The sequence below is a fragment of the Nocardia brevicatena NBRC 12119 genome (genome assembly GCF_000308495.1).
GTDB lineage: Bacteria > Actinomycetota > Actinomycetes > Mycobacteriales > Mycobacteriaceae > Nocardia > Nocardia brevicatena.
In genome coordinates, this window is sequence record NZ_BAFU01000064.1 from 41,296 (window position 1) to 64,201 (window position 22,906).

The 22,906-nt window shown below is 66.8% G+C and carries 22 protein-coding genes and 1 pseudogene; 10 read left to right on the plus strand and 13 right to left on the minus strand.

Annotation, left to right across the window (positions count from 1 at the left end):
• Window positions 1-113 precede the first annotated feature (113 nt).
• A complete protein-coding gene (locus ON20_RS17145; RefSeq protein WP_245547284.1) occupies window positions 114-557 on the minus strand; it encodes a DUF4254 domain-containing protein in 444 nt (147 codons plus the stop codon).
• Window positions 558-1,080: 523 nt separating this feature from the next.
• Here ON20_RS17145 and ON20_RS17150 point away from each other — a divergent pair.
• The 8 genes and pseudogenes from ON20_RS17150 to ON20_RS17185 all read left to right on the plus strand — a co-directional run bounded on the left by ON20_RS17150 (window position 1,081) and on the right by ON20_RS17185 (window position 6,291).
• Window positions 1,081-1,275 (plus strand): hypothetical protein, encoded by a 195-nt coding sequence (locus ON20_RS17150; RefSeq protein WP_218002538.1) that lies wholly within the window; start codon window positions 1,081-1,083, stop codon window positions 1,273-1,275.
• Between the two features lie 171 nt (window positions 1,276-1,446).
• Window positions 1,447-1,944 (plus strand): alpha/beta hydrolase, encoded by a 498-nt coding sequence (locus ON20_RS17155; RefSeq protein ID WP_040836749.1) that lies wholly within the window; start codon window positions 1,447-1,449, stop codon window positions 1,942-1,944.
• A gap of 179 nt (window positions 1,945-2,123) precedes the next feature.
• Complete coding sequence (locus ON20_RS17160; RefSeq protein ID WP_051162679.1) at window positions 2,124-2,735, plus strand: TetR/AcrR family transcriptional regulator; 612 nt, start codon at window positions 2,124-2,126, stop codon at window positions 2,733-2,735.
• Window positions 2,736-2,989: 254 nt separating this feature from the next.
• Window positions 2,990-3,850, plus strand: coding sequence for a helix-turn-helix domain-containing protein (locus ON20_RS17165; protein ID WP_040836751.1), 861 nt, complete (start codon window positions 2,990-2,992; stop codon window positions 3,848-3,850).
• 232 nt (window positions 3,851-4,082) lie between these two features.
• Window positions 4,083-4,399 (plus strand): annotated as a pseudogene (locus tag ON20_RS17170) (amino acid permease); the annotation flags it as partial.
• Window positions 4,400-4,700: 301 nt separating this feature from the next.
• Complete coding sequence (locus ON20_RS17175) at window positions 4,701-5,240, plus strand: hypothetical protein (RefSeq protein WP_245547285.1); 540 nt, start codon at window positions 4,701-4,703, stop codon at window positions 5,238-5,240.
• A 110-nt stretch (window positions 5,241-5,350) separates the two neighbouring features.
• A complete protein-coding gene (locus ON20_RS17180) occupies window positions 5,351-5,851 on the plus strand; it encodes a peroxynitrite isomerase (RefSeq protein WP_040836756.1) in 501 nt (166 codons plus the stop codon).
• Between the two features lie 215 nt (window positions 5,852-6,066).
• Window positions 6,067-6,291: a hypothetical protein gene (locus tag ON20_RS17185; protein ID WP_040836758.1), complete on the plus strand. Its 225-nt coding sequence runs from the start codon at window positions 6,067-6,069 to the stop codon at window positions 6,289-6,291.
• 30 nt (window positions 6,292-6,321) lie between these two features.
• Here the strand turns inward: ON20_RS17185 and ON20_RS17190 are convergent, their stop codons facing one another.
• From ON20_RS17190 to dxr, 5 genes are all read right to left on the minus strand, one after another.
• On the minus strand, window positions 6,322-8,109 hold the full coding sequence (locus ON20_RS17190; protein ID WP_040836759.1) for a penicillin-binding transpeptidase domain-containing protein: 1,788 nt from the start codon (window positions 8,107-8,109) through the stop codon (window positions 6,322-6,324).
• Window positions 8,110-8,173: 64 nt separating this feature from the next.
• Complete coding sequence (locus ON20_RS17195) at window positions 8,174-9,037, minus strand: GNAT family N-acetyltransferase (RefSeq protein WP_083864999.1); 864 nt, start codon at window positions 9,035-9,037, stop codon at window positions 8,174-8,176.
• Window positions 9,038-9,196: 159 nt separating this feature from the next.
• Window positions 9,197-10,357 (minus strand): flavodoxin-dependent (E)-4-hydroxy-3-methylbut-2-enyl-diphosphate synthase, encoded by a 1,161-nt coding sequence (gene ispG, locus ON20_RS17200; protein WP_040836761.1) that lies wholly within the window; start codon window positions 10,355-10,357, stop codon window positions 9,197-9,199.
• 110 nt (window positions 10,358-10,467) lie between these two features.
• Complete coding sequence (locus ON20_RS17205; protein WP_040836763.1) at window positions 10,468-11,667, minus strand: M50 family metallopeptidase; 1,200 nt, start codon at window positions 11,665-11,667, stop codon at window positions 10,468-10,470.
• 133 nt (window positions 11,668-11,800) lie between these two features.
• Entirely contained in the window at window positions 11,801-12,958 is a 1,158-nt protein-coding gene (gene dxr, locus ON20_RS17210) for a 1-deoxy-D-xylulose-5-phosphate reductoisomerase (RefSeq protein ID WP_040836823.1), read from the minus strand.
• Between the two features lie 117 nt (window positions 12,959-13,075).
• On the opposite strand from dxr, the gene ON20_RS17215 reads away from it, so the two are divergent.
• Window positions 13,076-13,339, plus strand: a complete 264-nt coding sequence (locus ON20_RS17215) for a DUF2631 domain-containing protein (RefSeq protein WP_040836765.1) — start codon at window positions 13,076-13,078, stop codon at window positions 13,337-13,339.
• A 264-nt stretch (window positions 13,340-13,603) separates the two neighbouring features.
• Here the strand turns inward: ON20_RS17215 and ON20_RS17220 are convergent, their stop codons facing one another.
• Together ON20_RS17220 and rlmN are read right to left on the minus strand one after the other, a co-directional pair.
• Window positions 13,604-16,210, minus strand: a complete 2,607-nt coding sequence (locus tag ON20_RS17220; protein ID WP_040836767.1) for an ATP-binding protein — start codon at window positions 16,208-16,210, stop codon at window positions 13,604-13,606.
• 151 nt (window positions 16,211-16,361) lie between these two features.
• Entirely contained in the window at window positions 16,362-17,471 is a 1,110-nt protein-coding gene (rlmN, locus tag ON20_RS17225) for a dual-specificity RNA methyltransferase RlmN (protein WP_040836768.1), read from the minus strand.
• A gap of 132 nt (window positions 17,472-17,603) precedes the next feature.
• On the opposite strand from rlmN, the gene ON20_RS17230 reads away from it, so the two are divergent.
• Window positions 17,604-17,957 carry a LapA family protein gene (locus ON20_RS17230; RefSeq protein ID WP_040836770.1) on the plus strand — a complete coding sequence of 118 codons (354 nt, stop codon included), beginning with the start codon at window positions 17,604-17,606 and terminating at the stop codon, window positions 17,955-17,957.
• Between the two features lie 21 nt (window positions 17,958-17,978).
• Here the strand turns inward: ON20_RS17230 and ON20_RS17235 are convergent, their stop codons facing one another.
• From ON20_RS17235 to rpsB, 5 genes are all read right to left on the minus strand, one after another.
• Window positions 17,979-18,875 carry a phosphatidate cytidylyltransferase gene (locus tag ON20_RS17235; RefSeq protein WP_438803420.1) on the minus strand — a complete coding sequence of 299 codons (897 nt, stop codon included), beginning with the start codon at window positions 18,873-18,875 and terminating at the stop codon, window positions 17,979-17,981.
• A gap of 165 nt (window positions 18,876-19,040) precedes the next feature.
• Window positions 19,041-19,598 (minus strand): ribosome recycling factor, encoded by a 558-nt coding sequence (frr, locus tag ON20_RS17240; protein WP_040791431.1) that lies wholly within the window; start codon window positions 19,596-19,598, stop codon window positions 19,041-19,043.
• Window positions 19,599-19,649: 51 nt separating this feature from the next.
• Entirely contained in the window at window positions 19,650-20,378 is a 729-nt protein-coding gene (pyrH, locus tag ON20_RS17245; protein ID WP_040836772.1) for a UMP kinase, read from the minus strand.
• A 200-nt stretch (window positions 20,379-20,578) separates the two neighbouring features.
• Window positions 20,579-21,403 (minus strand): translation elongation factor Ts, encoded by an 825-nt coding sequence (tsf, locus tag ON20_RS17250; RefSeq protein WP_040836826.1) that lies wholly within the window; start codon window positions 21,401-21,403, stop codon window positions 20,579-20,581.
• Between the two features lie 147 nt (window positions 21,404-21,550).
• Window positions 21,551-22,378, minus strand: coding sequence for a 30S ribosomal protein S2 (rpsB, locus tag ON20_RS17255; protein ID WP_040836774.1), 828 nt, complete (start codon window positions 22,376-22,378; stop codon window positions 21,551-21,553).
• Window positions 22,379-22,906 lie beyond the last annotated feature (528 nt).

A 22,906-nucleotide genomic window follows, 5' to 3' on the forward strand; every position in this document is an offset into this window, starting at 1 on the left:
ATCGGTCACCCTATCCCGCCAATTGGTCTAGACCAATTGAAAATCACGTCCTCGTCCCTACGCACACACATCGGTCCGGTCCATGCGAAGGAAACGAGTGCGACAGGACCCGGTTACTGCACGGGAAGGCGCCGGCGCCCGCCGAGCACATCGGCGACCAGGTCCGTATACCCGTCGACCAATTGGGCCAGGTGGTACCAGTGTTTGTGGGTATTGTCGCTGCGAACGCCATCGACATCGATCGCCCGGTTGGCCTCCACCCAGCTGCGGGCCATCCGGTCGATCATCGCCCCCAGGCTCTCGGCGTGGAGCGACGCACCGCACCGGTGCTGCGGTATCTGCCGCGCGATCCCCTCGTTGATGTCCTCCACGAGACGCGCCCGCCGCGCATCCATCTCGGCGGTCAAGGCCGGATCACCGATCTGGGCGCACCGGCGATGCAGGTCCACGAGCGCGTGCGCGGAACGCAGCATGGCGCGATCCTCGAACCTTCTGCCCTGGAACGCGCACAACAATTGAGGTGCGGTGGGTAGTTCCGCAGCGGTCGGCGCACTCATCCACGCCCCTCGGAATCACCCGGCACCTGCACATTCTGTACGACCATCATCGACTCTCGATTCGGTTGTCCCGGCCATCGGATCGGTTGCTCACAACTAGGCTAACTGGATCATGCTCTTACAGATGCAAGAACACAAGAATGCATTCTCTTTGCTGCGTTCACTATGTCCTTGCGGCATTGAGGTGTTCCTATGACCTCCGTGCCGGAGCACCGGCAGCCTGCACGGTTCCTCGCCCGGTCCGCCGTGCGGGTGAGATACCCCGAGATATCGCCGTCGGCGCCCGCATCGCCCGCCGGACCTGCTCGAGCACGGACGACCCCCACCGGTGTCTTCGACCATGCTCGGGTGACAGGGTTTTCTGCCGAGCGCCCCGGGGTCCGGCGATTCCGTTGCGGGCGAGAACAACCGATGAGCAGGGGCCCTACGGGAGAGTGAGCGGAACCGGCTCGGCAGGGTGATGTGGAACGGCGGCCACCGTATCGACAATCGCGCCCATGCTTTTCCCCGTCACCCGTCTCTCGTGCTCATCGCCGCCGTCGTCGTCTTCGTCTTCGCCGGAGTGCTCACCGCATGCGCCGATCCGCCGGCCGGACCACGCTGGCACCCTTGTCCCGAGAACGCCGAATACGATTGCGCGACCATCCCGGTACCGCTCGACCGGTCGGACCGGGACGGCGCGACAATCGATATCGCGATCGTGCCGACGACGCCGTGAACCGAGTCGGCACACGGGCGTCGCTGCCGGGCGGCCCCGGCACCTCGGGCATCGACGAAATACTGCGCGGTGACACGTTCTCCGCGGATCTAGGGGCCCGATGCGCCACAGTGGCCCATCGATCTCACTCAACGGGTCACCGCCCCGCTGTACACCCCCGACCAGCCGAAGTTGGCGGCCGATCTCCTGGCTCTGACCGCCCGGACGGCCGAGCCGTCCGGGCCGCCCACTCGACCGCGCAGGTCCGGTACGCCCATCCTCTTCCCCGCGATCGCGGTAGGCGCGGACCAGAACTTCGACACCGTCGACCAGGCACAGTGGTTGCGCGACCGTCACCAACAGAATGCCGAGGCCCCGACGGTGCGCGCTCATTTCGCCTGGGGCGCAGGAAGTAACTGCTCCGATTGGCCGATCGAACCACCGAATCGGCCGCACCGGCCCCATGTCGTCGACGGTCCCCCGATCCTGGTCATCAACTCCCGGCACGATCCGGCGACACCACACGAGTGGGCGGCCCGAGTGGCGGCGCAGACCACCCGCGCGACATTGCCGACCTACGAGGGCGGGGGCCACGGCGTCTACGGTCGCGGCTCATGTGTCACCTCGGCCGCCGACCGGTATCTCATCGACCTGACGCTTCCGGCCGTACGGCGATGCCCGGCCACGTGATCGGATACGTGACCCCGGCCGAAACAGACCGGCGAGTCGAACGAGCGAGCGTGGTCACCCGGTTCACCGTACGTTTGCCGTGGCCGTGACGAGGCGCCGAGATTCGCCCGGGATCTCCATACTTCCCCACCGCGGTACCGGCGCTCCCTCGATACGAGTCGGAGCATATTCTCGAATACGTGGGAAGGCCGCCGAAACACCACGCCGACCAGCTCTTGGACGCCGCAGTGGCACTCCTCGCCCGCGGCGGTGCCGCGGCACTGACCATGTCCTCGGTCGCCCACGCCGTCGGTGCGCCCAGCGGTTCCGTCTATCACCGGTTCCCCGACCGGTCGGCGTTACTGGCGGCACTGTGGCTGCGCACGCTCGGACGTTTTCACCAGGGCCTGCTCGCCGCGCTCACGACAGAGCCGCCCCATCTCGCCGTGGCGCTCGCCGCCCGCCACACCGTCGAATGGTCCCGCATCAACCCCGACGAGGCGGCGGTGCTGCTCGTCGGCTCCGCCGAACTCGGTGAGGCCGCCTGGGCCGCCGACTCCCGACGACGCGCGGAGCAGGAGAACGCCGAGGTTCACGCCGCCATCGACGAGCTGGTTCGCCGGCTCGACACCGACGCCGACCAGGTTGCGCTGGCGATGGTCGACCTGCCGTACGCGGTGGTACGGCGGTACCTGAAGGCGGGACAACCCATCCCGGCACACGCCCCCGACCTCGCCTACCGGGCGGCCATCGCACTGCTGAGGATGGACCGAACCACCAGCGACGGAGCTACCGCGCTGTCGACCGGCTGACCGAGCGGAACAAAGCACCGTTTCCCGAACACGGAGCCCCGCGAATTCACCGAACAGTCGACACGTTCTGTCCTCTTCCGGCCACACCGGCTGTCACATGCGAGCCATCGGGGACGGTCCGACGGTGTTCTCGCACCGGTATATTGACCGAAATCAGGCGATCTTCCCTCACCAATACGTGTTCATACACATGCGTGAACACAGGAATCAGGCCGCAATAGTGCGAACCGCATAGCGGAAGCGAAAGGAAGGCCATGGCGGGTAAACGCACCATCCTCACCGCGGGGTTGCGCCGACTGTCGGTGCTACTGCTGGAAATGCGAGAAAACGCCGGCTTGACCAAGGAAGAGGTCAGCGCCCGAACCGGGATCAATGTCACGACGCTCTATCGCATCGAGACGGCGCAGGCGCGACCGCAGCGACGCACCCTGATGACGATGCTGGATCTCTACGGCGTGGGCGAGGAACGGCGCCAGGATGCGCTGACGCTGCTCTCGGACGCCCAGAAGCCGGGAATGTCACGCCCGTACGAGGCCAGTCTCTCCGAAGTGTATGCGGCGTACATCAATTTCGAGTCGGTCGCGCTGTCGGCACGGCACTACCAGACCTCGTTCATCCCCGGACTGCTGCAGACCGAGCAGTACGCGATGGCGGTCATCGATACCTGTATGCCGAAACTCGAACCCGTGGTGCTGGAACGCCGCGCCCGCGCCCGAATGGACCGCGCGGCCGTACTGGACAAGGACGACCCTCTCGAACTGTGGGTGGTCCTGGACGAGGCGGCCATCCGACGGGTGGTCGGCGGCCCGGAGGTGATGAGCGGTCAGTTGCGCCGGCTGGGCGAGGAAACCAAGCGCAAGAATGTGATCCTGCAGATCCTGCCGTTCGACGCGGGAGCGCATCCCGGCATGATCGGGTCCTTCACGATCCTGGACTTCCCCGACCCGGCCGATCCGGAGCTGGTGTACGCCGAGGGTATCGCTGGGGACGCGCTCATCGAGGGGCATACCGAGATCCGCCGGTTCGGCGTCATTTTCGACCAGCTGCGTGCAATGGCGTTGAGCCCGAGGGATTCCGCGGCCATGATCGCCGAAGCGGCCGAACGCACGGGGTGATGTACGCAACGGTCGTATCGCGCGGCACCGGCGCCGAGCACCTCGGGCCACACGTCCGATCGACGGGCCGAACGGGTATTCCTACCGGCACGACCGCTGTCCGGCCGGTCACCAACCGCATATCTCACCGAGCCATTGCGGAAACGAGGGGTTCCATGGCCGATGTCCACGCCACGCCCGGCGCGCAGAAATTGCCCGAGCCGAAGCGGGCGATGGGCCCGTGGCTGCTGCGTATCCGCAGGCGGCGGGCGCAGCCCTCTGTACGCACAAGGCATTCGGTATCCACTTCCTCACCTTCATGGTGACCTTCACGGTCATATGCTCCGGTATCACCTCGGCCTCCACGGCCGCGCGGGCCTTCGCGTCGAACTTCGCCGAGGCGTTCGAATTCGACCTCGGTACCGGTATCGGGATAACCCCCTCGCGCTGGCGTTCACGGTAGCGCTCGCGGCGATCAACCTGCGCGGGGTGAGCGAGAGCGTCAAGGCCAATGTGCTGTTGACCTGTGTGGAGTTGTCGGGCCTGTCGATCGTCATCGTGGTCGGACTGTAGGCACTGGGCTTCGGCAACGGCGGCTTCGGCCGGGTGACCGAGTTCTCCACCTCACCGACCGGGACCTCCGGCAGTACACCGTCGCGGGAGTGCTGCCGGCGACCGGGGCCGTGCTGTGGGTGGTGAACCGCATGCTCGGGCAGCGGTCCGGGAACAACTCCATCGACCCGGCGATCGACGTGGAGTAATCCCGCCGTCGACGCTTCTTCCGTCGACCGCACCGGTGCGTCCGGTCGACGGAAGCGAGTACCGATCGTGGACATGACGGGCGCCCGCGCGATCGGTAACGTATTCGCCGATGACAAGTATGGAAGCCAGGTTTCGCGATGCGGCCGGGACGGTTCCGCTACCCGACCCGTGGAACCTCAACGCCTACCTCGCCGCGGTGGCCAAATACCGGAAGCGGCCGCTGTCGCTGCAACCGGTTCACCGGTCGGCCCTGGCCGATATCGGCTGCGGCGGTAACGGACTGTGGATCGCCCGCAAACACGACGACATCATCGTCTATGATTCCGCGGCCACCGGCCGCAACGCCGAACATATCGTGTTGCACGCGGTCGGGCATATGCTGCTCGGCCACTACGGTACGACCCCGTCGACGGAAGCCGACGCCGAACAGACCCGTATCTCCTTCAGCGCGCTCGACCCCGCGCTGCTCGACGCGCTCTCGACCATTGCGCCCGGGTCCATCGAGCAGATTCTCGGCCGCGACGATTTCGGCTCCGAACGCGAGCAGGAGGCGGGGGTCTTCGCCGAGATGACCATGGTCTACGCCGCCCTGCCCCGCCGCCGGAGTCGGTCGTTCTGGCCGTTCGGCCGCAAGAAGCAGCGGGGCTGACCGGCGGGGCGAAACCGGCACCGTTACCCACGCGGGGCCGCGCCATCGTCGCGGCCACGCGCGGGGCTGTCGACGGACCATGGCCGGCGGCATCCATTAGGCTCGTCGCCGTGGCCGAACCGCGACCGAGTATCGCTCCGCATCCCGATATCACCCCGCTGGCCGGTCTGTTGGGGACTTGGCGCGGCTCCGGCGCGGGCGAATACCCCACCATCGAACCATTCGGCTACCTGGAGGAGATCGACTTCGGCCATATCGGCCGGCCCTTCCTCACCTATCGGCAGCGCACCCGCTCCACCGAGGACAGCCGCCCACTGCACGCGGAAACGGGATACCTGCGCTGTCCGCGGCCCGACCGGGTGGAACTCGTCCTCGCCCACCCCACGGGTATCATCGAGATCTGTGAAGGACCGCTGACGGTGACCGACGACGGGGGGATTCGGCTGGAACTGAAGTCCACCGTCATCGGCCGCACCCGCACGGCGAAGCCGGTGACCGAACTCGGTCGGTCGATCCACCAATACGGTGACATCATCGAATACACGCTGCGCATGGCCGCCGTCGGGCAGCCTTTACAGCATCATCTGGCGGCCACGCTGCACAGAATCTGAACAGTTCATCACAAACCGGTCACGGGCTCGGGGCGGTCATCACGATTCGTGCCGACCGCCCGTCTCGTGAGCTCTCCACCTTGTCTTGCCGGCTATACGGGCTTAATTTGGCCTCAACGGCAAATTGCCAGGACACAACTTTCGGGTTGCGCAACCGCGAAGGAACCGCTCGACCTCTCCCATCTGCCGAAATCTCTGATCCGAGGGAGCCGGACATGAAACATGTCACTCTCGCTCTCATCACAGCCGGAATGATTCTGGGCGGCGCCGGCGTCGTCGAGATCCTCGATACCGATATCGCGGCGTCCGCGCCGGTATCCGCCCCGGACGCCCCCAAAGAAGTGACCGCACCGAGGTCGGTCGACGACAGCGCCGTCAAGCTCGTCCACGTGGTCTACCCGGACGCGACCTGGCTCGGCCTCGCGGGCGCCGTACCGTAACCTCATCGGGCCCCCTCCGATCGGGCGAGCTCAATAACCCGGCGGCAGCGCCGCCAGCATATCCCGGGTAACGGCCACCGCATTATCCGAACTACCGCCCTCGACCAGTAGCGTCGCGAACGCCAGGTCACCGCGGTAGCCGACGAACCAGGAATGCGAACCGCCGTCGACCTCGGCCTCGCCGGTCTTACCGAACACCTCGCCCTGATCCGCGATGCGCGCCGCGGTGCCGTCGGTGACGACCTTGCGCATCATCGTCCGCAGCCCGTCGATCACCGCCGGGTCGATCTTCGGCCGGTCACCGTCGACCGCGGTTTCCCGGCCCGCGATCAGATATGGCACCGGCGTGGACCCGTGCGCGACCGTCGCCGCGAGCACGGCCATCCCGAACGGGCTGACCACTACCATGCCCTGACCGATACCGTTCTCGACGCGTTCGGTCGAATCCTGGGCCACCGGAACCGAACCGGAGAAGGTCGGCAGTCCCGCCACCGTGTAATCGGGCCCGATCCCCAATGCCGCCGCGGTATCGTGCAACGCCTCGGCCGGCAATTCACCGGCCAGTATCGCGAACGAGGTATTGCACGATCGTTCGAAGGCGGTGGCCATGGGTACGTCGCCGACGGAGAAAAGATTGTAATTGGGGATGGTGCGTTCGCCGATCACAGCCGTACTCGGGCACGGCAGCACGGTATCGGGGCCGGCCAGGTCGGCGGTCATGGCCGCCGCGGCGGTCACCGTTTTGAACACCGAACCGGGCGGATACTGCCCGATGGTGGACACCGGTCCGTCCCGGTCCGCGGCCTGGTTCTGCGCGACCGCCAGAATCCCGCCGGTCGACGGCTGCAACACCACCATCATGGCCTGTTCGGCGCGTCCGTCGACAGCGCGCTGAGCGGCGTCCTGCACATTGCGGTCCACGCTCAGCGCGAACGACGGGGCCGGCTGCGACGGCACCTCGTGCAGCACCCCCGTCTCCACACCGTTGGCGTTCAGCACCACCACACTCCAGCCGGCCTTGCCGTCCCCCTCGTCGACGACGGTCTGTCGCACCTGGGCGAGCAGATCGGGCGCGAATCCCCGCTCGGTCGGTACCATGCCCCATTCCTCGGTCACCCGCACCCCGGGCAGGCCGAGGATCTGCGCGCCGACCTGTCCGAACTCGGCCTCGCTCAACCGGATCAGCGTATGGGCTCCGCCGGCCCGACGTGCCGCGCCCAGGATCCGCTCGGGTTCGAGCTGCTTGTCGAACCGGCTCAATGCCGCCGACAGCGCCTCGGCCGTCGCGCGCGGATCCTCGGAATCGGCGAGGGTGAACGTCACCCGCGACAGCGTGCCCGGTACCAACACATCGCTGCCGGACTGTTCGTTCACCCGGGCCCTGGGCGCGGGATCCGCCCGGAGGACCAGGGTCTGGGTGTCGCCGAGACGCGGATGGACAGCGGACGAGCTCCAGCGCACCTTCCACCGGCCGTCGCTGCGACCCAGCTGCAACTGGCCGGTGTAGGTCCATACGCGGTTCTTCGGCAACCGCCACCGGTAGGTGTAGTCGACAGTGGCGATATCCCCGGTGGTCCGCGCCGAACCGGTCTGCGCGGAAAGCTCTTCGGCCTGCAGCTGTTCCCACGCGGACAGCAGTACCGTACGGGCGGTTTCGGGGACGGTGGTGCGGGCCGCGGCGGTCTCGACATCCCGGGCGGCGAAAGCGGCGAGGAACGCATCCGCCGCGGGCAGAGGCCCGCTCCGAACCGAGGCACAGCCGGAAGCCGCGATTGTGAACACCGCGGCTGTCAGCACGAGGATCAGGCGGATCGACATCGGCACCGATCGTAACGGCCGGACACCGGCAATCCGCTGGGGCACACCGGGACCGGACCGGCGATCAGTCCAGCATCACGGTGGCGAAGGTGGCGATCTGTCGAAACCCGACCGCACGGTAGGCTCGGCGGGCGATCTCGTTGAAGTCGTTGACGTACAGACTGGCGGTGCGCCCCGAGGCGACAACGGCATTGGCGACCGCGGCGGTGCCGGCGGTGCCGAGGCCGTGACCGCGGTGTTCGGGATGTACCCACACGCCCTGGATCTGGCCGGTGTGTCGGGACTGCGCTCCCACTTCCGCCTTGAAAACCACTGTGCCGTCGTCGAATCGGGCCCAGGCCCGTCCGGCTTCGATGAGACCGGCCACCCGCCTACGGTAGGCGCGGCCGCCGTCACCGGCGCGCGGGTCCACCCCGACCTCTTCGATGAACATGGCGATGGCGGCCTCGAGGTAGGGCTCCAGTTCGTCGAGCCGGACCTGCCGCACCCGCGGGTCGGCGGTCGCCGGCGCGGCACCGCTCAGCGCCAGCAGCGGCTGACTACCGCGCAGTTCCCGTTCCGGCCCCCAATGGTCGACGAGCATCTCCCACAACGGCAGCGCCAACTCCTGGCGGCCGACCACCGACGAACAGATGCGCGGCCAGCGGATCGCCCGGTCGGCGAAGGCCCGCAGGGCGTCGCGGTCACCGCGCAACGGCACCAGGTTCACCCCGGAGAAGCACAGTGAGTCGGCGGGCCCGCCGCGGCTCCACAGTTCACCCTGACCACATTGGGTGTCCAACCCGTACTCCTGGACCCGGGCGGCGACCATACAGCACGCCACCGGGTCGGCGTCGAGCACCCGGAGGACCTGGGCCAGGTCCCGCTTCGCGAGCCGGCGCGCGGGAACATACTTCGCGCGCCGTGTCGGCTCCAGCAGACTCCGCACGTTCCACAGCCTGCCACGAACGGCGGCGCGGCGGTACAGGTATGCGCCGTCTACATCGGAATGTGTCCATCGACCGGGCGATATGGCCGACGGACCGCGCGGGCCGCCACGGTGCGATCGTGCGAGAGGCCACGAATCCGCATCGAGCGGCCCGATCACTCAGCCGACGGGGGTGACAACCGGTCGCCCGGTGCCCGCGTCCCCGCCCATCTCCTCGGCGATCCGTATGGCCTCTTCGATCAGGGTCTCCACGATCTGCGCCTCGGGCACGGTCTTGATCACCTCACCCTTGACGAAGATCTGGCCCTTGCCGTTGCCCGAAGCCACGCCGAGGTCGGCCTCCCGCGCCTCGCCCGGACCGTTGACCACGCAACCCATGACGGCCACCCGCAGCGGCACCTCGAGTCCGTCCAGACCGGCGGTCACCTCGTTGGCCAAGGTGTAGACGTCCACCTGCGCTCGGCCGCACGACGGGCACGAGACGATCTCCAGTTTCCGCGGCCGCAGATTCAGCGACTGCAGAATCTGCGTACCGACCTTGACCTCTTCGGCGGGCGGAGCCGACAGCGACACCCGAATGGTGTCGCCGATGCCCTCGCTCAACAGCGCGCCGAACGCCACCGCCGATTTGATGGTGCCCTGGAACGCCGGACCCGCCTCGGTGACACCCAGGTGCAGCGGATAGTCGCACCGCGCGGCCAACTGCCGGTACGCCTCGACCATCACCACCGGGTCGTTGTGCTTGACCGAGATCTTGATATCGCCGAACCCGTGCTCCTCGAACAGGCTCGCCTCCCACAGCGCCGATTCGACCAAGGCCTCCGGGGTGGCCTTGCCGTATTTGGCCATCATCCGCTTGTCCAGGGAACCCGCGTTCACACCGATACGAATCGGGATACCGGCGGCGCCGGCCGCCTTGGCGACCTCGGCGACCCGACCGTCGAACTCCTTGATGTTGCCCGGGTTGACGCGCACCGCGGCGCACCCGGCGTCGATGGCGGCAAAGATATAGCGCGGTTGGAAGTGGATATCGGCGATCACCGGGATCTGCGACTTCTTCGCGATCGTGGCGAGCGCGTCGGCGTCCTCCTGCCGCGGGCAGGCGACCCGCACGATATCGCAGCCCGACGCGGTGAGCTCCGCGATCTGCTGCAGGGTCGCATTGATGTCGTGGGTTTTGGTGGTGGTCATCGACTGCACCGAGATCGGGTGGTCGCTGCCGACACCGACACCGCCCACCATCAGCTGACGGGTCTTGCGTCGGGGTGCGAGCACGGCCGCGGGCGCGGCCGGCATACCCAATCCGATTGTGCTGGTCACGTTCGGATGCCTGCTTTCATCTCCAGTGGGGCCGTTCACCTGCCGAGTCTAGTCGGGACACGCGAAGCCGCCCGTGTGACCGCCATGACAGCGCGTCACCGGTTCGGGTCCTAGAGGATGCTGATCGGATTGACGATATCCGCGGCGAGGGTCAGGAGCATGTACGCGCCGCCCACCACTACCGCGACATAGGTCATGGGTAGGAGTTTGAGGTAGTCGACGGGGGCGCCGGGGGCCAGGCCGCGCCGGCCGCGCACGGTGTTGCGGATCTTCTCGTAGAGCACCACGGCGATATGGCCGCCGTCCAGCGGGAGCAGCGGCAGGATATTGAACGCGCCGAGGAAGAAGTTCAGGCTGGCCAGGACCAGGATGAAAACGTTCCACTTCCCGAGCTCCGCCGATTCACCGCCGATCCGGCTGGCGCCGTAGACACTGACAGGGGTCTCGGGGTCCCGCTCACCACCGGTGACAGCGGTCCACAGCGCCGATACCTTCGCGGGCAGTTGCAGCAGGGACTGGAAAGTACGGACGAACAGGTCGCCGGTGAAATCGAGGGAGGCCGGTATCGCGGCGAGAACGCCGTACTGGACGGGTTCGTAGTAGTCCATGCCGACGCCGACCACCCCGACCTCGCGCCCCGGCCCGCCGTCGGCGGGGTAGCGCATGACCCGCTCGGGGGTGATGGGCACGGTGAGGGTCTGGCCGTCGCGCTCGACGGTGTAGGCGAACGGGCCGGTCTGCCGCTGGGTGAGCTGCTGGAATTCCTTCCAGGTGTCGACCTCCACACCGTTGACGGCGGTAACCACGTCACCGCGCCGCAGCCCCGCGCGCTGCGCCGGGCCGAGCCCGGTGCAGGTGCCCAGCGAACCGTCGGGGTTCTGCGGCGCCACACAGCTCATCTCGCCCAGAGCGGTCTCCGGCGGCTGATTCAGGCGCGGCAGACCCCACCCGACCGCGAGCACCACGATGAGGACGAAACCGAGCACGAAGTTCATCGCGATACCGCCGCTCATGACCACCAGACGCTTCCAGGCGGCCTGTCGGTACATGGCCCGGTCGAGCTCTTCCGGGGCCAGTTCGTCGAGCGCGGTCATCCCGGCGATATCGCAGAAACCACCCAGCGGCAGGGCTTTCACCCCGTATTCGGTTTCCCCACGGCGGAACGAGAAGATCTTGGGGCCGAAACCGATGAAGTAGCGGCGCACTTTCATACCGGTGGCCTGCGCCGTCCACATATGCCCGCACTCGTGCAATGCGATCGAGAGCGTGATGCCGAGGGCGAACAGGACGAATCCCAATGCGAACACCATCTGCCCTACAGCCCTCCTGCGTTGCGCAGCTCGTCGACTCCCGGCGCGCACGCGCACCGAATCGGCCGCGAGCACGTATCAACAGTAACCGCCCACCAACGTTGGGTGCTGCCTGCCTCGACCGGAAATCGGCTCACGAGTTGGACAAGGCGGAACCGCCCACCATGCCGCGGGCATGGTCGCGCGCCCACGAGTCCGCGGCCAACACCTCCGCGAGCGAGGTGGGCTCGGTACGCCAACCGTCGGCGGCGTCCACCGCCCGCTCGACCGTGCGCACGATATCCGGGAACCGGATCACACCGTCGAGGAACGCCTGCACCGCTACTTCGTTGGCCGCGTTGTACACCGCGGGTACGCATCCGCCCGCCATTCCCGCGCGCCGGGCCAGTTCGACCGCCGGGAACACCTCGTTGTCGACCGGTTCGAACGTCCAGGTGGCGGCGGTGCCGAAATCACAGGCCGCCGCGGCGCCGGGAACTCGATCGGGCCAACCCAGGGCCAGCGCGATGGGCAGTTTCATATCGGGCGGGCCGGCCTGAGCGAGGGTGGAGCCGTCGGTGAAGGTGACCATGGAGTGCACGATCGACTGCGGGTGCACGGTGACCTCGATGCGGTCGTAGCCGATACCGAACAGCAGGTGGGTTTCGATCAGTTCCAAACCCTTGTTCACCAACGACGCCGAGTTCAGCGTGTTCATCGGGCCCATCGACCAGGTGGGGTGGGCCTTGGCCTCATCCGGATTCACCTCGCGCAGCATCTGTGTCGTCCACCCTCGGAACGGCCCGCCCGAGGCGGTGAGGACCAGCCGGTCCACCTCCTCGGCCCGCCCGCCGCGCAGGCACTGGGCCAGCGCGGAATGCTCCGAATCGACCGGCACGATCTGGCCCGGCGCGGCGGCGTTCGTCACCAGCGATCCGCCCGCGACCAGCGACTCCTTGTTCGCCAGCGCCAACCGCGTGCCCGACTCCAGCGTCGCCAGCGTCGGCTCCAGCCCGAGCGAGCCCACCAGGGCGTTGAGTACCACATCCGCTTCCGTGCGCCGCACCAGTTCGGTCACCGCGCCCGGCCCGTTCAACTCCACCCCCAGCCGCTGCGCGGCGACGGGGTCGGCGACCGCGACATTTCCGGTGCCGATGGCGGCGATCTGCGCGGCGAGCAGATCGGTGTTCCCGCCGCGGGCGGCCAGACCCACGATCTCGAATCTGTCCGGGTTGGCGGCGATCACCTCGAGTGCCTGGGTTCCGATGGAACCGGTGCTGCCGAGCAGGAGGACTCTGCGGATGTGTGACACCAGCCCATTGTCACCGAACGGACCCCGCCGGGTCACCGACCCCGCCCCTGGTGGCTACGACGACCGGTCGTATGCCACGATATCGGCAGTATCCCGTTCTCTCGAGGAGGAGCGATCGTGTCCGCCACGGAACTCGAACCCGCCCATGACCGCGTCGTCACCACCGTGGACCCTGCCGAGGTTCCGTCGGCGGCGTGGGGCTGGAGCGGCGAGTCCCGCCGCACCTTCCAGGTCGCGGGTTGGTTCGTGGTCATCGCCCTGCTGGGCATGCTCATCGGCAACCACCAGGGCAATGTGGAGAATTACTTCCTCGTCGGCTTCGCCGCGCTACTCGCGATCATCCTGATCCGCGATTCCGTCCTGCGCCGCAGGCCACGCTGAACCGCGCCGAGCGGCCGGGCAACATTCCCACTCGCCACAACGACCCTGTGTGCCCGGTCCCGCTGTTGCCCGGATTCCGATTCACGACGGTGACCAACCTCAACGGCCAAGGCAACCAAGAAGTTTCGGTTCGATAAGACTTCGGTTCGATAAGACATGGTCTTGCGGTGTTCGAAACCGCGTACATGGAGTTCGTGCCAAAGGCGCCGCCGAAGGTGGCCGGACCGTTAGCAGCAACTATTGATAAGCACAGCGAGGACAACGCTACTTTTTTCGGCTCTTTCGGTTGTCGGGTTGTCGCGCGGCCTCGATGCGGACTTCGTCGATGGTGTCGCGCGGGATATGTTCGATGGTGTCCTCGCGGGACACGACCGCCAGTTTCCGCAGGATGGCGGTGATCTGCGCATCGATGGTCCGGATGGATTTCCCGCGGCGGGCGGCGATGGCGGGATTGGTCCAGCCGGCCGCGGCCAGGACCGCAACCTCTCGTTCGGCCTGGGTCAAGTCGTGCCAACGGGAGACGAACCCGCGTCCGGCCGAGTGATCATTCGATGGGGTATCGATGGTGAAGGTGCCCAGGACGAGCCGTTGTGTCTCGTTGTACTCGGGGCGCAAGCGCCTGCCACGCGCTTCCGCCGTGGTGTATACGTCGGACCCCAGTATCCGATGGGCAACCGCGACGGCCTCGACGGACTTGGCGATCAAGTGGCTCATCGCATTGGCGACAAGGCCGAATTTGTCGGCCATGGCCGCCGTTCCCCCCGCGAGATGGGCGATCTCGGTGGCAAGGTCCGCCAACCTGGCATGGTCGGGGTGATCGGCGGCCAGGAGGTCGGTGATCAGGCGTGCCAACGTCCAGATACGAATCTGCACGGCCCACATCCCCACCCACCGGTCACCGACGGTGAGCTGATAGGCCAGCGAGGACCGCTCCAGCTCCAACGCCTCGACAGGATCACCGTGCCAGGTCAAAGCGATCGCCCGTGTGAGCTCGGCCCAGGATTTCTCCCGCGGTGTACCGGGAGTATCGACACGCTCGTAGTAACGTTGGGTGAGCTCCCGGGATTGCTCGGCGGTCCCCAGGAGACCCGCCGTGAAGGCGACATGCAGTTCCTCGTACGCCGCCGGACCATAATTTCTCTCGGCGAGGAATTTGTCTCGGGCGCGCAAGAACACATCGAGGGCACGAATATCGTTGTGGACGAGCAGTAATTCCTGCCCCCACATGTGTTCGACGGGAGCAGGGAGGCCGATATCCGTCTCGGGGGCGTCCCGCCAGGTCGCTCTGATCTCCGGGTCCTCTATGCAGGCGGCGACACAGCCCTCGAGTATCTGTCCGGCCTCCCTCTGATCGCCCTGAATCAGGGCGAGTCCGGAGAGGGCTGCCATGCCCGCAACCTGGAGTGCGGTGGGGCGAGTGCCCAGTGCACGGGTAGCGTTCAGGCAACGTTCGGTCCAGTTGCGCATTTCTCGTACCGACCCGTTGACATAATTCTGCATGGTGAACAGTCCGATACAGATTTCCAGGCCGAGTGATGCACGGGCAGGAGTGGTGAGGCCGGTCTCGAGTGCGGTCAGAGTATCGGCCCACACTGTTCGGACCCAGCTCATGAGGTTCTGTCCCTCGGAGATCGGCCAGGAGGTGGCGGCGTCACAGATTTTGTCCCGGTAGTACCGCAAGTGCCGGTCGGCGAGGCGGGCAGGCTCGTCCATCCCGGCGTGGCCGCGTTGCCGCAGCCGGTCCTGGGCATACACCCGCAGGCTTTCCAGCAGGGCGTACCGCATCGTGGTCGATGTCCGGTGCACCGATACCAGCGCGTGATCGACGAGCCGGTCGAGCAGATCCTCGATTTCGTCTCGAGCCAAGGCCACACCCACGTCGGTCCGGTCCTCGATCGACTCGTCGTCGCTGCAGATGGCCTCGATGGCCTCCAGGTCGGCACCGACATCCACCGGCGCGTCCGGGTCGGCAGTGTCGGAGCCGGTGTGATAGCCCGCGGCGAAGACCGACAGACGCTCGAACAGCAGGCGCTCTTTTTCCGTGCACAACTCATAGGACCAGGTGATGGCGTCACCGACCCCGTAATGGCGGGGCTCGACTCCCGCGCGAACACTGCGCGGCCACCGCAGTCGGGCATCGTCGGCCCGTCCGGTGAGCCCGCTCAACACCAGCGCGGGTGGCTGATGTCGCAACCGGGCGGCCGCCAACTGGATGTAGAGGGGATGATTGTGCAACCGGCGACAGATCTTGGCGGCGGTCCGCATCTGATCCTTCCCGGCAAGCAGGTATCCGGTGAGTTCGGCGCGGCGGCGGAACAGAAGCGATGCCTGCTGGTCGGTCAACGGTGGAACCGGGACGAGGTATTCGTCGGCCCAGCCGATCGGCTCGCGACTGGTGGCCAGCACGGTCAACTCCGGTACCACCTCGAGCAGGTCGGCGACCACACTCGCCACACCGGTGAGCACATGCTCACAGTTGTCGAACACCAATACGGTGTGGGGTACGCGTCCGGTCGGGCCGGTGCGGGTGAAGGCATCGATGAGCGCATCCCAGGTCGACCGCCCCGAGAAGTCACCGTCGATCACCGCATGAGCGATCTCCTCCTCCACCGCCGTGGACCCCGACCCCCTGGGCAAACGCGCGAGCCGCACCCAGAACACCGACGACTGCCCGGCCGAGCCCCGACGAAAGTCACGCACGACCTCGGCGGCCAGTCGGGTCTTCCCGATCCCACCCGCCCCGGTCAGGGTTATCAATCGGGCCGTACCCAGCAGCAGCGTCCTGATCTCCTGCAACTCCCGCTCCCGACCCACAAAGGTGAGATCGGGTGCCGGTAGGCCACCGACACGGCCACGCGGCGATGCTTCCACGATACAAAAGGATAATGTATTGCATCCGACGCCGATACAGCCGAATAAATTAGGGTCCGCTCGATTGTTGTGTCACTATTTTACGGTAGGCGCGATCGGGGCGAAGCTGGACCCATTACCATCTCTTATCGAGAACCACCGGCCCCAGCTTCTATTCCGCTGCCGCCAACTGTCCGCAGGCGGCCGCGATGTCCTGACCACGAGTGTCACGCACGGTGCATGGCACTCTCTGGGCCTGCACCCGCCGCACGAATTCCCACTCGACGGATTTCGGGCTGGCGTCCCATTTGCTGCCCGGCGTCGGATTCAGCGGGATCAGATTCACATGCACCCGCGAGCCCAGTGCCTTGTGCAGCTTCGCACCGAGCATATCCGCACGCCAGGGCTGGTCGTTGATATCCCGGATGAGCGCATACTCTACCGAGACCCGGCGGCCGGTCCGGTCCGCGTAATATCGCGCCGCATCGAGGACCTCGGTGACCGGCCAACGATTGTTCACCGGTACCAGGGTGTCGCGCAGTTCGTCGTCGGGGGTGTGCAGCGACACCGCCAGGGTCACCGACAGTCTCTCATCGGCGAGTTTCCGGATGGCCGGCGCCAGCCCAACCGTGGAGACCACGACATTGCGCTGGGAGATACCCAGGCCGTCCGGTGCGGGAGAGGTGATACGGCGCACCGCGTTCACCACCCGCTTGTAGTTGGCCAGTGGCTCCCCCATCCCCATGAACACGATATTCGACAGCCGTCCCGGCCCGCCCGCGACCTCGCCGTCGCGCAGCGCGGCGGCAGCGGCGCGTACCTGGTCGACGATCTCCGCAGTGGACAGGTTGCGGTTCAGCCCGCCCTGACCGGTCGCGCAGAAGGGGCACGCCATACCGCATCCGGCCTGGCTGGAGATGCACAGGGTGGCCCGGTCCGGATAGCGCATGAGCACGCTTTCCAGTAGGGTGCCGTCGCCGGCGCGCCACAGCGTCTTGCGGGTTTCACCGCCGTCGCAGACCACATGCCGCACCGGGGTGAGCAGCGGCGGGAACAATGCCTCGGCGACCGCGGTACGCACGGTCGCGGGTAGATCGGTCATCCGCTCCGGGTCGGCCTGGAGCCGTCCGTAGTATTGGCGCGCGATCTGATCGGCCCGGAACGTGGGCAGCCCGAGTTCGGCCATGGCGGCACGGCGGCCGTCGGCGTCGAGGTCGGCGAGGTGGCGGGGCGGCATCCCGCGGCGCGGGGCGTCGAATACCAGGGGCAGGGAGACGGTCATAGTGCTTCCAGTGTCCCATCTCGACCGGCGTGGCCGACGGCACATCCCGCCCCGCGCGGGTCCGCATTCGAATCCGCGCACCCCACGGAGGAAATCCGTGCACCGTTGATAGCAATAAGCGATTATCGGTATATGACTTCCCCCGCTGATCGACCGCATGAACCCGGCACGTATCCCGCGGGCAAACCGGCGCCCGACCGGCCCGTCACCCCCGGCCGGCCCACGGTACGCCCCCGTAGAGGCGTGCAACGGACCAAAACCGGCTACACCTGGGTCGGTCTGGTGCTCGCCGCGCTGCTGGGCATCCTGGTGCTGTCCTTCATCCTGCAAAACCTGGACAATGTGGACCTCCACCTGCTGTTCTGGGATTTCTCCCTACCGCTCGGTGTCACGGTGCTGCTGTCGGTGATCGTCGGCGTTCTGCTCACGGCACTCGTCGGCGGGGTGCGGATCATGCAGCTGCGCCGCGCCGCCAAACGGGGGTGACCCGCGGCCGACGCGGCGACCTCAGATGAGGGTGCTCAGCACCAGCCAGGACACGAAGGCCGACGGCAGCATCGAATCGAGGCGGTCCATGATGCCGCCGTGCCCGGGCAGCATGGTGCCCATGTCCTTGATGCCCAGATCGCGCTTGATCTGCGATTCGATCAGATCCCCGACGGTCGCGACCAGCACCAGGCCGACACCGAGCAGCACGCCGATCATCGAATTGGCGTCCAACAGCAGGGTTACGGTGAGCAGACCGCCGATAATGGTGAAAACCAGCGACCCGCAGAGCCCCTCCCACGACTTCTTCGGACTGATCGCCGGCACCATCGGATGTCTGCCGAACAACACTCCGGCGACATAGCCGCCCACATCCGAGCAGACCACCAGAATCATGAAGGTCAGCACCCGCAGATTGCCGTTCGGCTCCAGCAACAACAGGACCGCGAACGAGGCCAGCAGCGGAATCCAGGCCAGGGCGAAAACGGTGATCCCGATGTCCCGCAGGAAATTCCTGGGCGCGGTGCGCAGCCCATGGTCGAACAGCCGCCACACCATGCAGACCAGCACGGTCGCCGCGAAGGCACCCGCGACGCCGACCGCGCCGAACGGCCAGCCCAACCAGACCATGGCCTGACCGCCGAGGATCACCGGAATCCGGGGCACCAGCACATCGGCCTCGCGCAGCCGTTTGGCGACCTCCCAGGTTGCCACGGCGATCGCCACCGCGACCACGCCGATGAATACCTCGGGCACGAACAACAGGATCGCGATCAGCGAAAGCCCGAGTCCGAACCCGACGGCCAATGCCGCGGGTAGGTTGCGTCCGGCCCGGGAACCGGACGGCACTGCGGCCGCCGTTTCGCCGGGGTGTGCCGGCACCGGTTCGGATATGCCGTCGGCCGGCGCCCGACCCACACCGGTCGCGGCGGTGTTCTCGGCCACGATTGTCCCGTCGCTCAACTCGTCGTTCCGTTCGTCCCACCCGGTAGGCCCTCGGACCGCGTCCGACCGGCGGCGTTCACCCTGCCTTGTCCGATCGCACACGGCTACCGCCCGGACCCGTCGACGCCGCTGCCGGCATCAGACCTCGAGCAGTTCGGCTTCCTTGTGCTTGACCAGCTCGTCGACCTGACCGACATACTTCGCCGTGGTCTTGTCCAGTTCCTTCTCGGCGCGCCCGACCTCGTCCTCGCCGGCCTCGCCGTCCTTCTGAATCCGGGATAGTTCGTCCATGGCCTTGCGCCGCACGTTGCGGATCGCGACCTTGGCGTCCTCGCCCTTCTGTCTGGCCTGCTTGGCCAGCTCACGGCGCCGCTCCTCGGTGAGTTGCGGGACCGTGATACGGAGAATATCGCCGTTGTTGGTGGGATTGACACCGAGGTCGGAGTTACGAATCGCGGTCTCGATCGCGGACAGCTGCGACTGCTCGTACGGCTTCACCACCACCATCCGCGGTTCCGGCACGGTGATACTCGACATCTGCGTAATGGGGGTCGGTGCCCCGTAGTAGTCGACGACGACCCTGGCGAACATGCCCGGGTTCGCGCGCCCGGTGCGGATGGTGCCGAGATCGTCCTTCGCCACCGAGACGGCTTTCTCCATCTTCTCCTCGGCGTCGAAGAGCGCTTCTTCAATCACGACCGTTTCCTCCACAGCGTCGTCATCGTCATGATCCGCGGGCCCGCGGCGTCAGGAACGAACCAATGTGCCGATCTTCTCACCGGCGACCGCCCGAGCGATATTGCCTTTGGTCAACAAATTGAACACCAGGATCGGCATCTGGTTGTCCATACACAGGCTGAAAGCCGTCGCGTCGGCGACCTTCAGGTCACGCTCGATCACCTCTTTATGGGTGATCTCGGAGAACATGGTGGCGTCCGGCTCCACCCGCGGGTCGGCGCTGAACACCCCGTCGACGGCCTTGGCCATCAGGACCACCTCGGCGCCGATCTCCAGGGCGCGCTGCGCGGCGGTCGTGTCGGTGGAGAAGTAGGGCATGCCCATACCGGCCCCGAAGATGACCACCCGACCCTTCTCCAGATGCCGTTTGGCGCGCAGCGGCAAATACGGTTCGGCCACCTGGCCCATGGTGATGGCGGTCTGCACCCGGGTGTCCACTCCCTGTTTCTGCAGGAAGTCCTGGAGCGCGAGACTGTTCATCACGGTGCCGAGCATGCCCATGTAATCCGAACGCGCCCGCTCGAGCCCGCGTTCCTCGAGTTCGGCGCCACGGAAGAAGTTCCCGCCGCCGATCACCACGGCCACCTGCACCCCGGTCGCGACGACCTCGGCGATCTGCTCGGCCACCATCTGCACGACATCGGGGTCCAGACCCACCTTCCCGCCGCCGAACATCTCGCCACCGAGTTTGAGCAATACCCGGCGATATCCTGGTCGGTCGGTCCCCGGGTGGGTCATCGGTGGGCGCCTCCTTCGGCGATCGGCATGGTCTGTACGGACGCAGTGAGCATGGGTTCGGCAAAGCCGCCGTTATCAGCGGCCTCTATCCTGCCCTACCCGCCTCGGCGGGCGGCAGAAGACCCCCGGATCGGCTTCCGGGGACCGGAACACACCGAGGCCCTCGCCGCGATGTCACGGCGAGGGCCTCGGTACACGGATCAGGCCTGTCCGACCTCGAACCGGGCGAAGCGGGTGACGGTCGCCCCGGCCTCGTCCAGCAGAGCCTTGACGGTCTTCTTGCTGTCGGTCACCGATGGCTGTTCCAGCAGGACCACATCCTTGAAGAAGCCGTTGAGCCGGCCTTCGGTGATCTTCGGCAGGGCGGCCTCGGGCTTGCCCTCCTCGCGCGCGGTCTGCTCGGCGATACGCCGCTCGTTCTCGACGATATCGGCGGGGACCTCGTCGCGGGTGACGTACTTGGCCTTCAGCGCGGCAACCTGCATGGCGGCGCCACGGGCGGCCTCGGCGGCGGCGTCTCCCTCACCGGTGTACTCCACCAGCACGCCCACGGCGGGCGGCAGGTCGGAGGCACGCTTGTGCAGGTAGGTGGCGACCGGACCGTCCAGCGATACCACGCGGCGCAGTTCCAGCTTCTCACCGATCTTGGCCGCCAGCGCCTGCAGCTCCTCTTCGGCGGTCCGACCGTCCACCTGGACGGCCTTGAGAGCATCGACATCGGCCGGCTTAACGGCGGCGGCAGCGGTGACGATCTTCTCGGCCAGCGCCTGGAACTCGGCGTTCTTGGCGACGAAGTCGGTCTCGGAGTTGATCTCGATCATCACACCGTTCTCGGCGATGACCAGACCCTCGGCGGTGGTGCGCTCGGCCCGCTTGCCGACGTCCTTGGCGCCCTTGATCCGCAGCAGCTCGACAGCCTTGTCGAAATCGCCGTCGGTCTCGGCCAGCGCGTTCTTGCAGTCCATCATTCCGGAGCCGGTGAGCTCCCGCAGCCGCTTCACGTCAGCGGCGGTGTAGTTCGCCATCGGTGGCGAGCCTCCTTCGAGAAAGTTCGGGTACCGGTCGGCGGTGGTCACGACTCGTCGAGCCGCGTCCACCGCCTCGAGACGTTCGATCCACGGCGCTCACACTGTCGGAAACCGGTGAACGCCGCTCCGACAACGGGTTACGACTCAGGCCTCGGCCGGGGTCTCGGTTTGCGCGTCGGACGGAGCCTCGGTGCCCGGGGCGGCCTGCGCCAGCAGCTCCTGCTCCCACTCCGGCAGCGGCTCGGCCGCGCCGGCCTCCGGCTTCTCGTCGGCGCCGGAGCGGCCCGCCCGGGCCTGCACACCCTCGGCCACCGCCGAGGCGACGACCTTGGTGAGCAGCGCGGCGGAGCGAATCGCGTCGTCGTTACCCGGGATCGGGTAGTCGACCAGGTCGGGATCACAGTTGGTGTCCAGGATCGCGATGACGGGGATGTTCAGCTTGCGGGCCTCACCGACGGCGATGTGCTCCTTGTTGGTGTCGACGACCCAGATGGCCGAGGGCACCTTCTGCATATCCCGGATACCGCCGAGGGTGCGGTCCAATTTGTTCATCTCACGCGTGAGCATGAGGATTTCCTTCTTGGTACGCCCCTCGAAGCCACCGGTCTGCTCCATGGCCTCGAGTTCCTTGAGGCGCTGCAGCCGCTTGTGCACGGTGGAGAAGTTGGTGAGCATGCCACCCAGCCAGCGCTGGTTGACATAAGGCATCCCGACCCGAGTGGCCTCGGCCGCGATCGACTCCTGGGCCTGCTTCTTGGTACCGACGAACAGCACGGTGCCGCCGTGGGCCACGGTTTCCTTGACGAACTCGTAGGCCTTGTCGATGTAGGTCAGCGTCTGCTGCAGATCGATGATGTAGATGCCGTTGCGGTCGGTGAAGATGAACCGCTTCATCTTCGGGTTCCAGCGACGGGTCTGGTGTCCGAAGTGCGCGCCGCTGTCGAGCAGCTGCTTCATGGTTACGACAGCCATGGCTCTCGTATCTCTCTTTCGTTGCCGGTTGTCGCAGCGGACCGGCGGTCCACTGCCCTGGCACCGCCGAACCGTCGGACCCGATCCGTGAGGAGCGGGACCAGCCGACGGTTCCCTGTCCGGAATACGCCCGGGGTCGAACCGCTCCCCGAGGGAGCTCGACCCGTCCGGCGTCGTGATGAACAAGCACGGGTGGTGCGCGAAGTCGGTTCGCAGTGCGCGAACCGCCCGACCAGTTTACGGCGTGCGCAGCACATATCGATAATCGGCGGGTCCGGACCGGCCCTGGAGACGGTGGTTGTCCACAACCAGCGTGTTGTCCACACTCGCCGGCGCCGGCCCCCGGGGCGAACCGCGCGCACCCAGACTGACGTGTATGACCTGCCTTTTTCTTCTTCCCGAGTCGGGTACCGGGGCACACCGTGGCGCACTGTTCCCCGGCTCGGTGCCGTCGGTCGGTCTCCCCACTGCTCTTCCGCGAGAACCACCGGGTTCATCGTCACATTCGCCGACGGTTTTCCCTCGTCC

Coding starts and splice junctions, on each gene's coding strand:
- pyrH (WP_040836772.1), bottom strand. CDS start 20,378: ATGACCCACCCGGGGACCGACCGACCAGGATATCGCCGGGTATTGCTC.
- ON20_RS17190 (WP_040836759.1), bottom strand. CDS start 8,109: ATGTCGATCCGCCTGATCCTCGTGCTGACAGCCGCGGTGTTCACAATC.
- ON20_RS17205 (WP_040836763.1), bottom strand. CDS start 11,667: ATGGTGTTCGCATTGGGATTCGTCCTGTTCGCCCTCGGCATCACGCTC.
- ON20_RS17185 (WP_040836758.1), top strand. CDS start 6,067: ATGAAACATGTCACTCTCGCTCTCATCACAGCCGGAATGATTCTGGGC.
- rlmN (WP_040836768.1), bottom strand. CDS start 17,471: ATGACCGTCTCCCTGCCCCTGGTATTCGACGCCCCGCGCCGCGGGATG.
- ON20_RS17175 (WP_245547285.1), top strand. CDS start 4,701: ATGACAAGTATGGAAGCCAGGTTTCGCGATGCGGCCGGGACGGTTCCG.
- tsf (WP_040836826.1), bottom strand. CDS start 21,403: ATGGCGAACTACACCGCCGCTGACGTGAAGCGGCTGCGGGAGCTCACC.
- rpsB (WP_040836774.1), bottom strand. CDS start 22,378: ATGGCTGTCGTAACCATGAAGCAGCTGCTCGACAGCGGCGCGCACTTC.
- ON20_RS17145 (WP_245547284.1), bottom strand. CDS start 557: ATGAGTGCGCCGACCGCTGCGGAACTACCCACCGCACCTCAATTGTTG.
- ON20_RS17230 (WP_040836770.1), top strand. CDS start 17,604: ATGACTTCCCCCGCTGATCGACCGCATGAACCCGGCACGTATCCCGCG.
- ON20_RS17165 (WP_040836751.1), top strand. CDS start 2,990: ATGGCGGGTAAACGCACCATCCTCACCGCGGGGTTGCGCCGACTGTCG.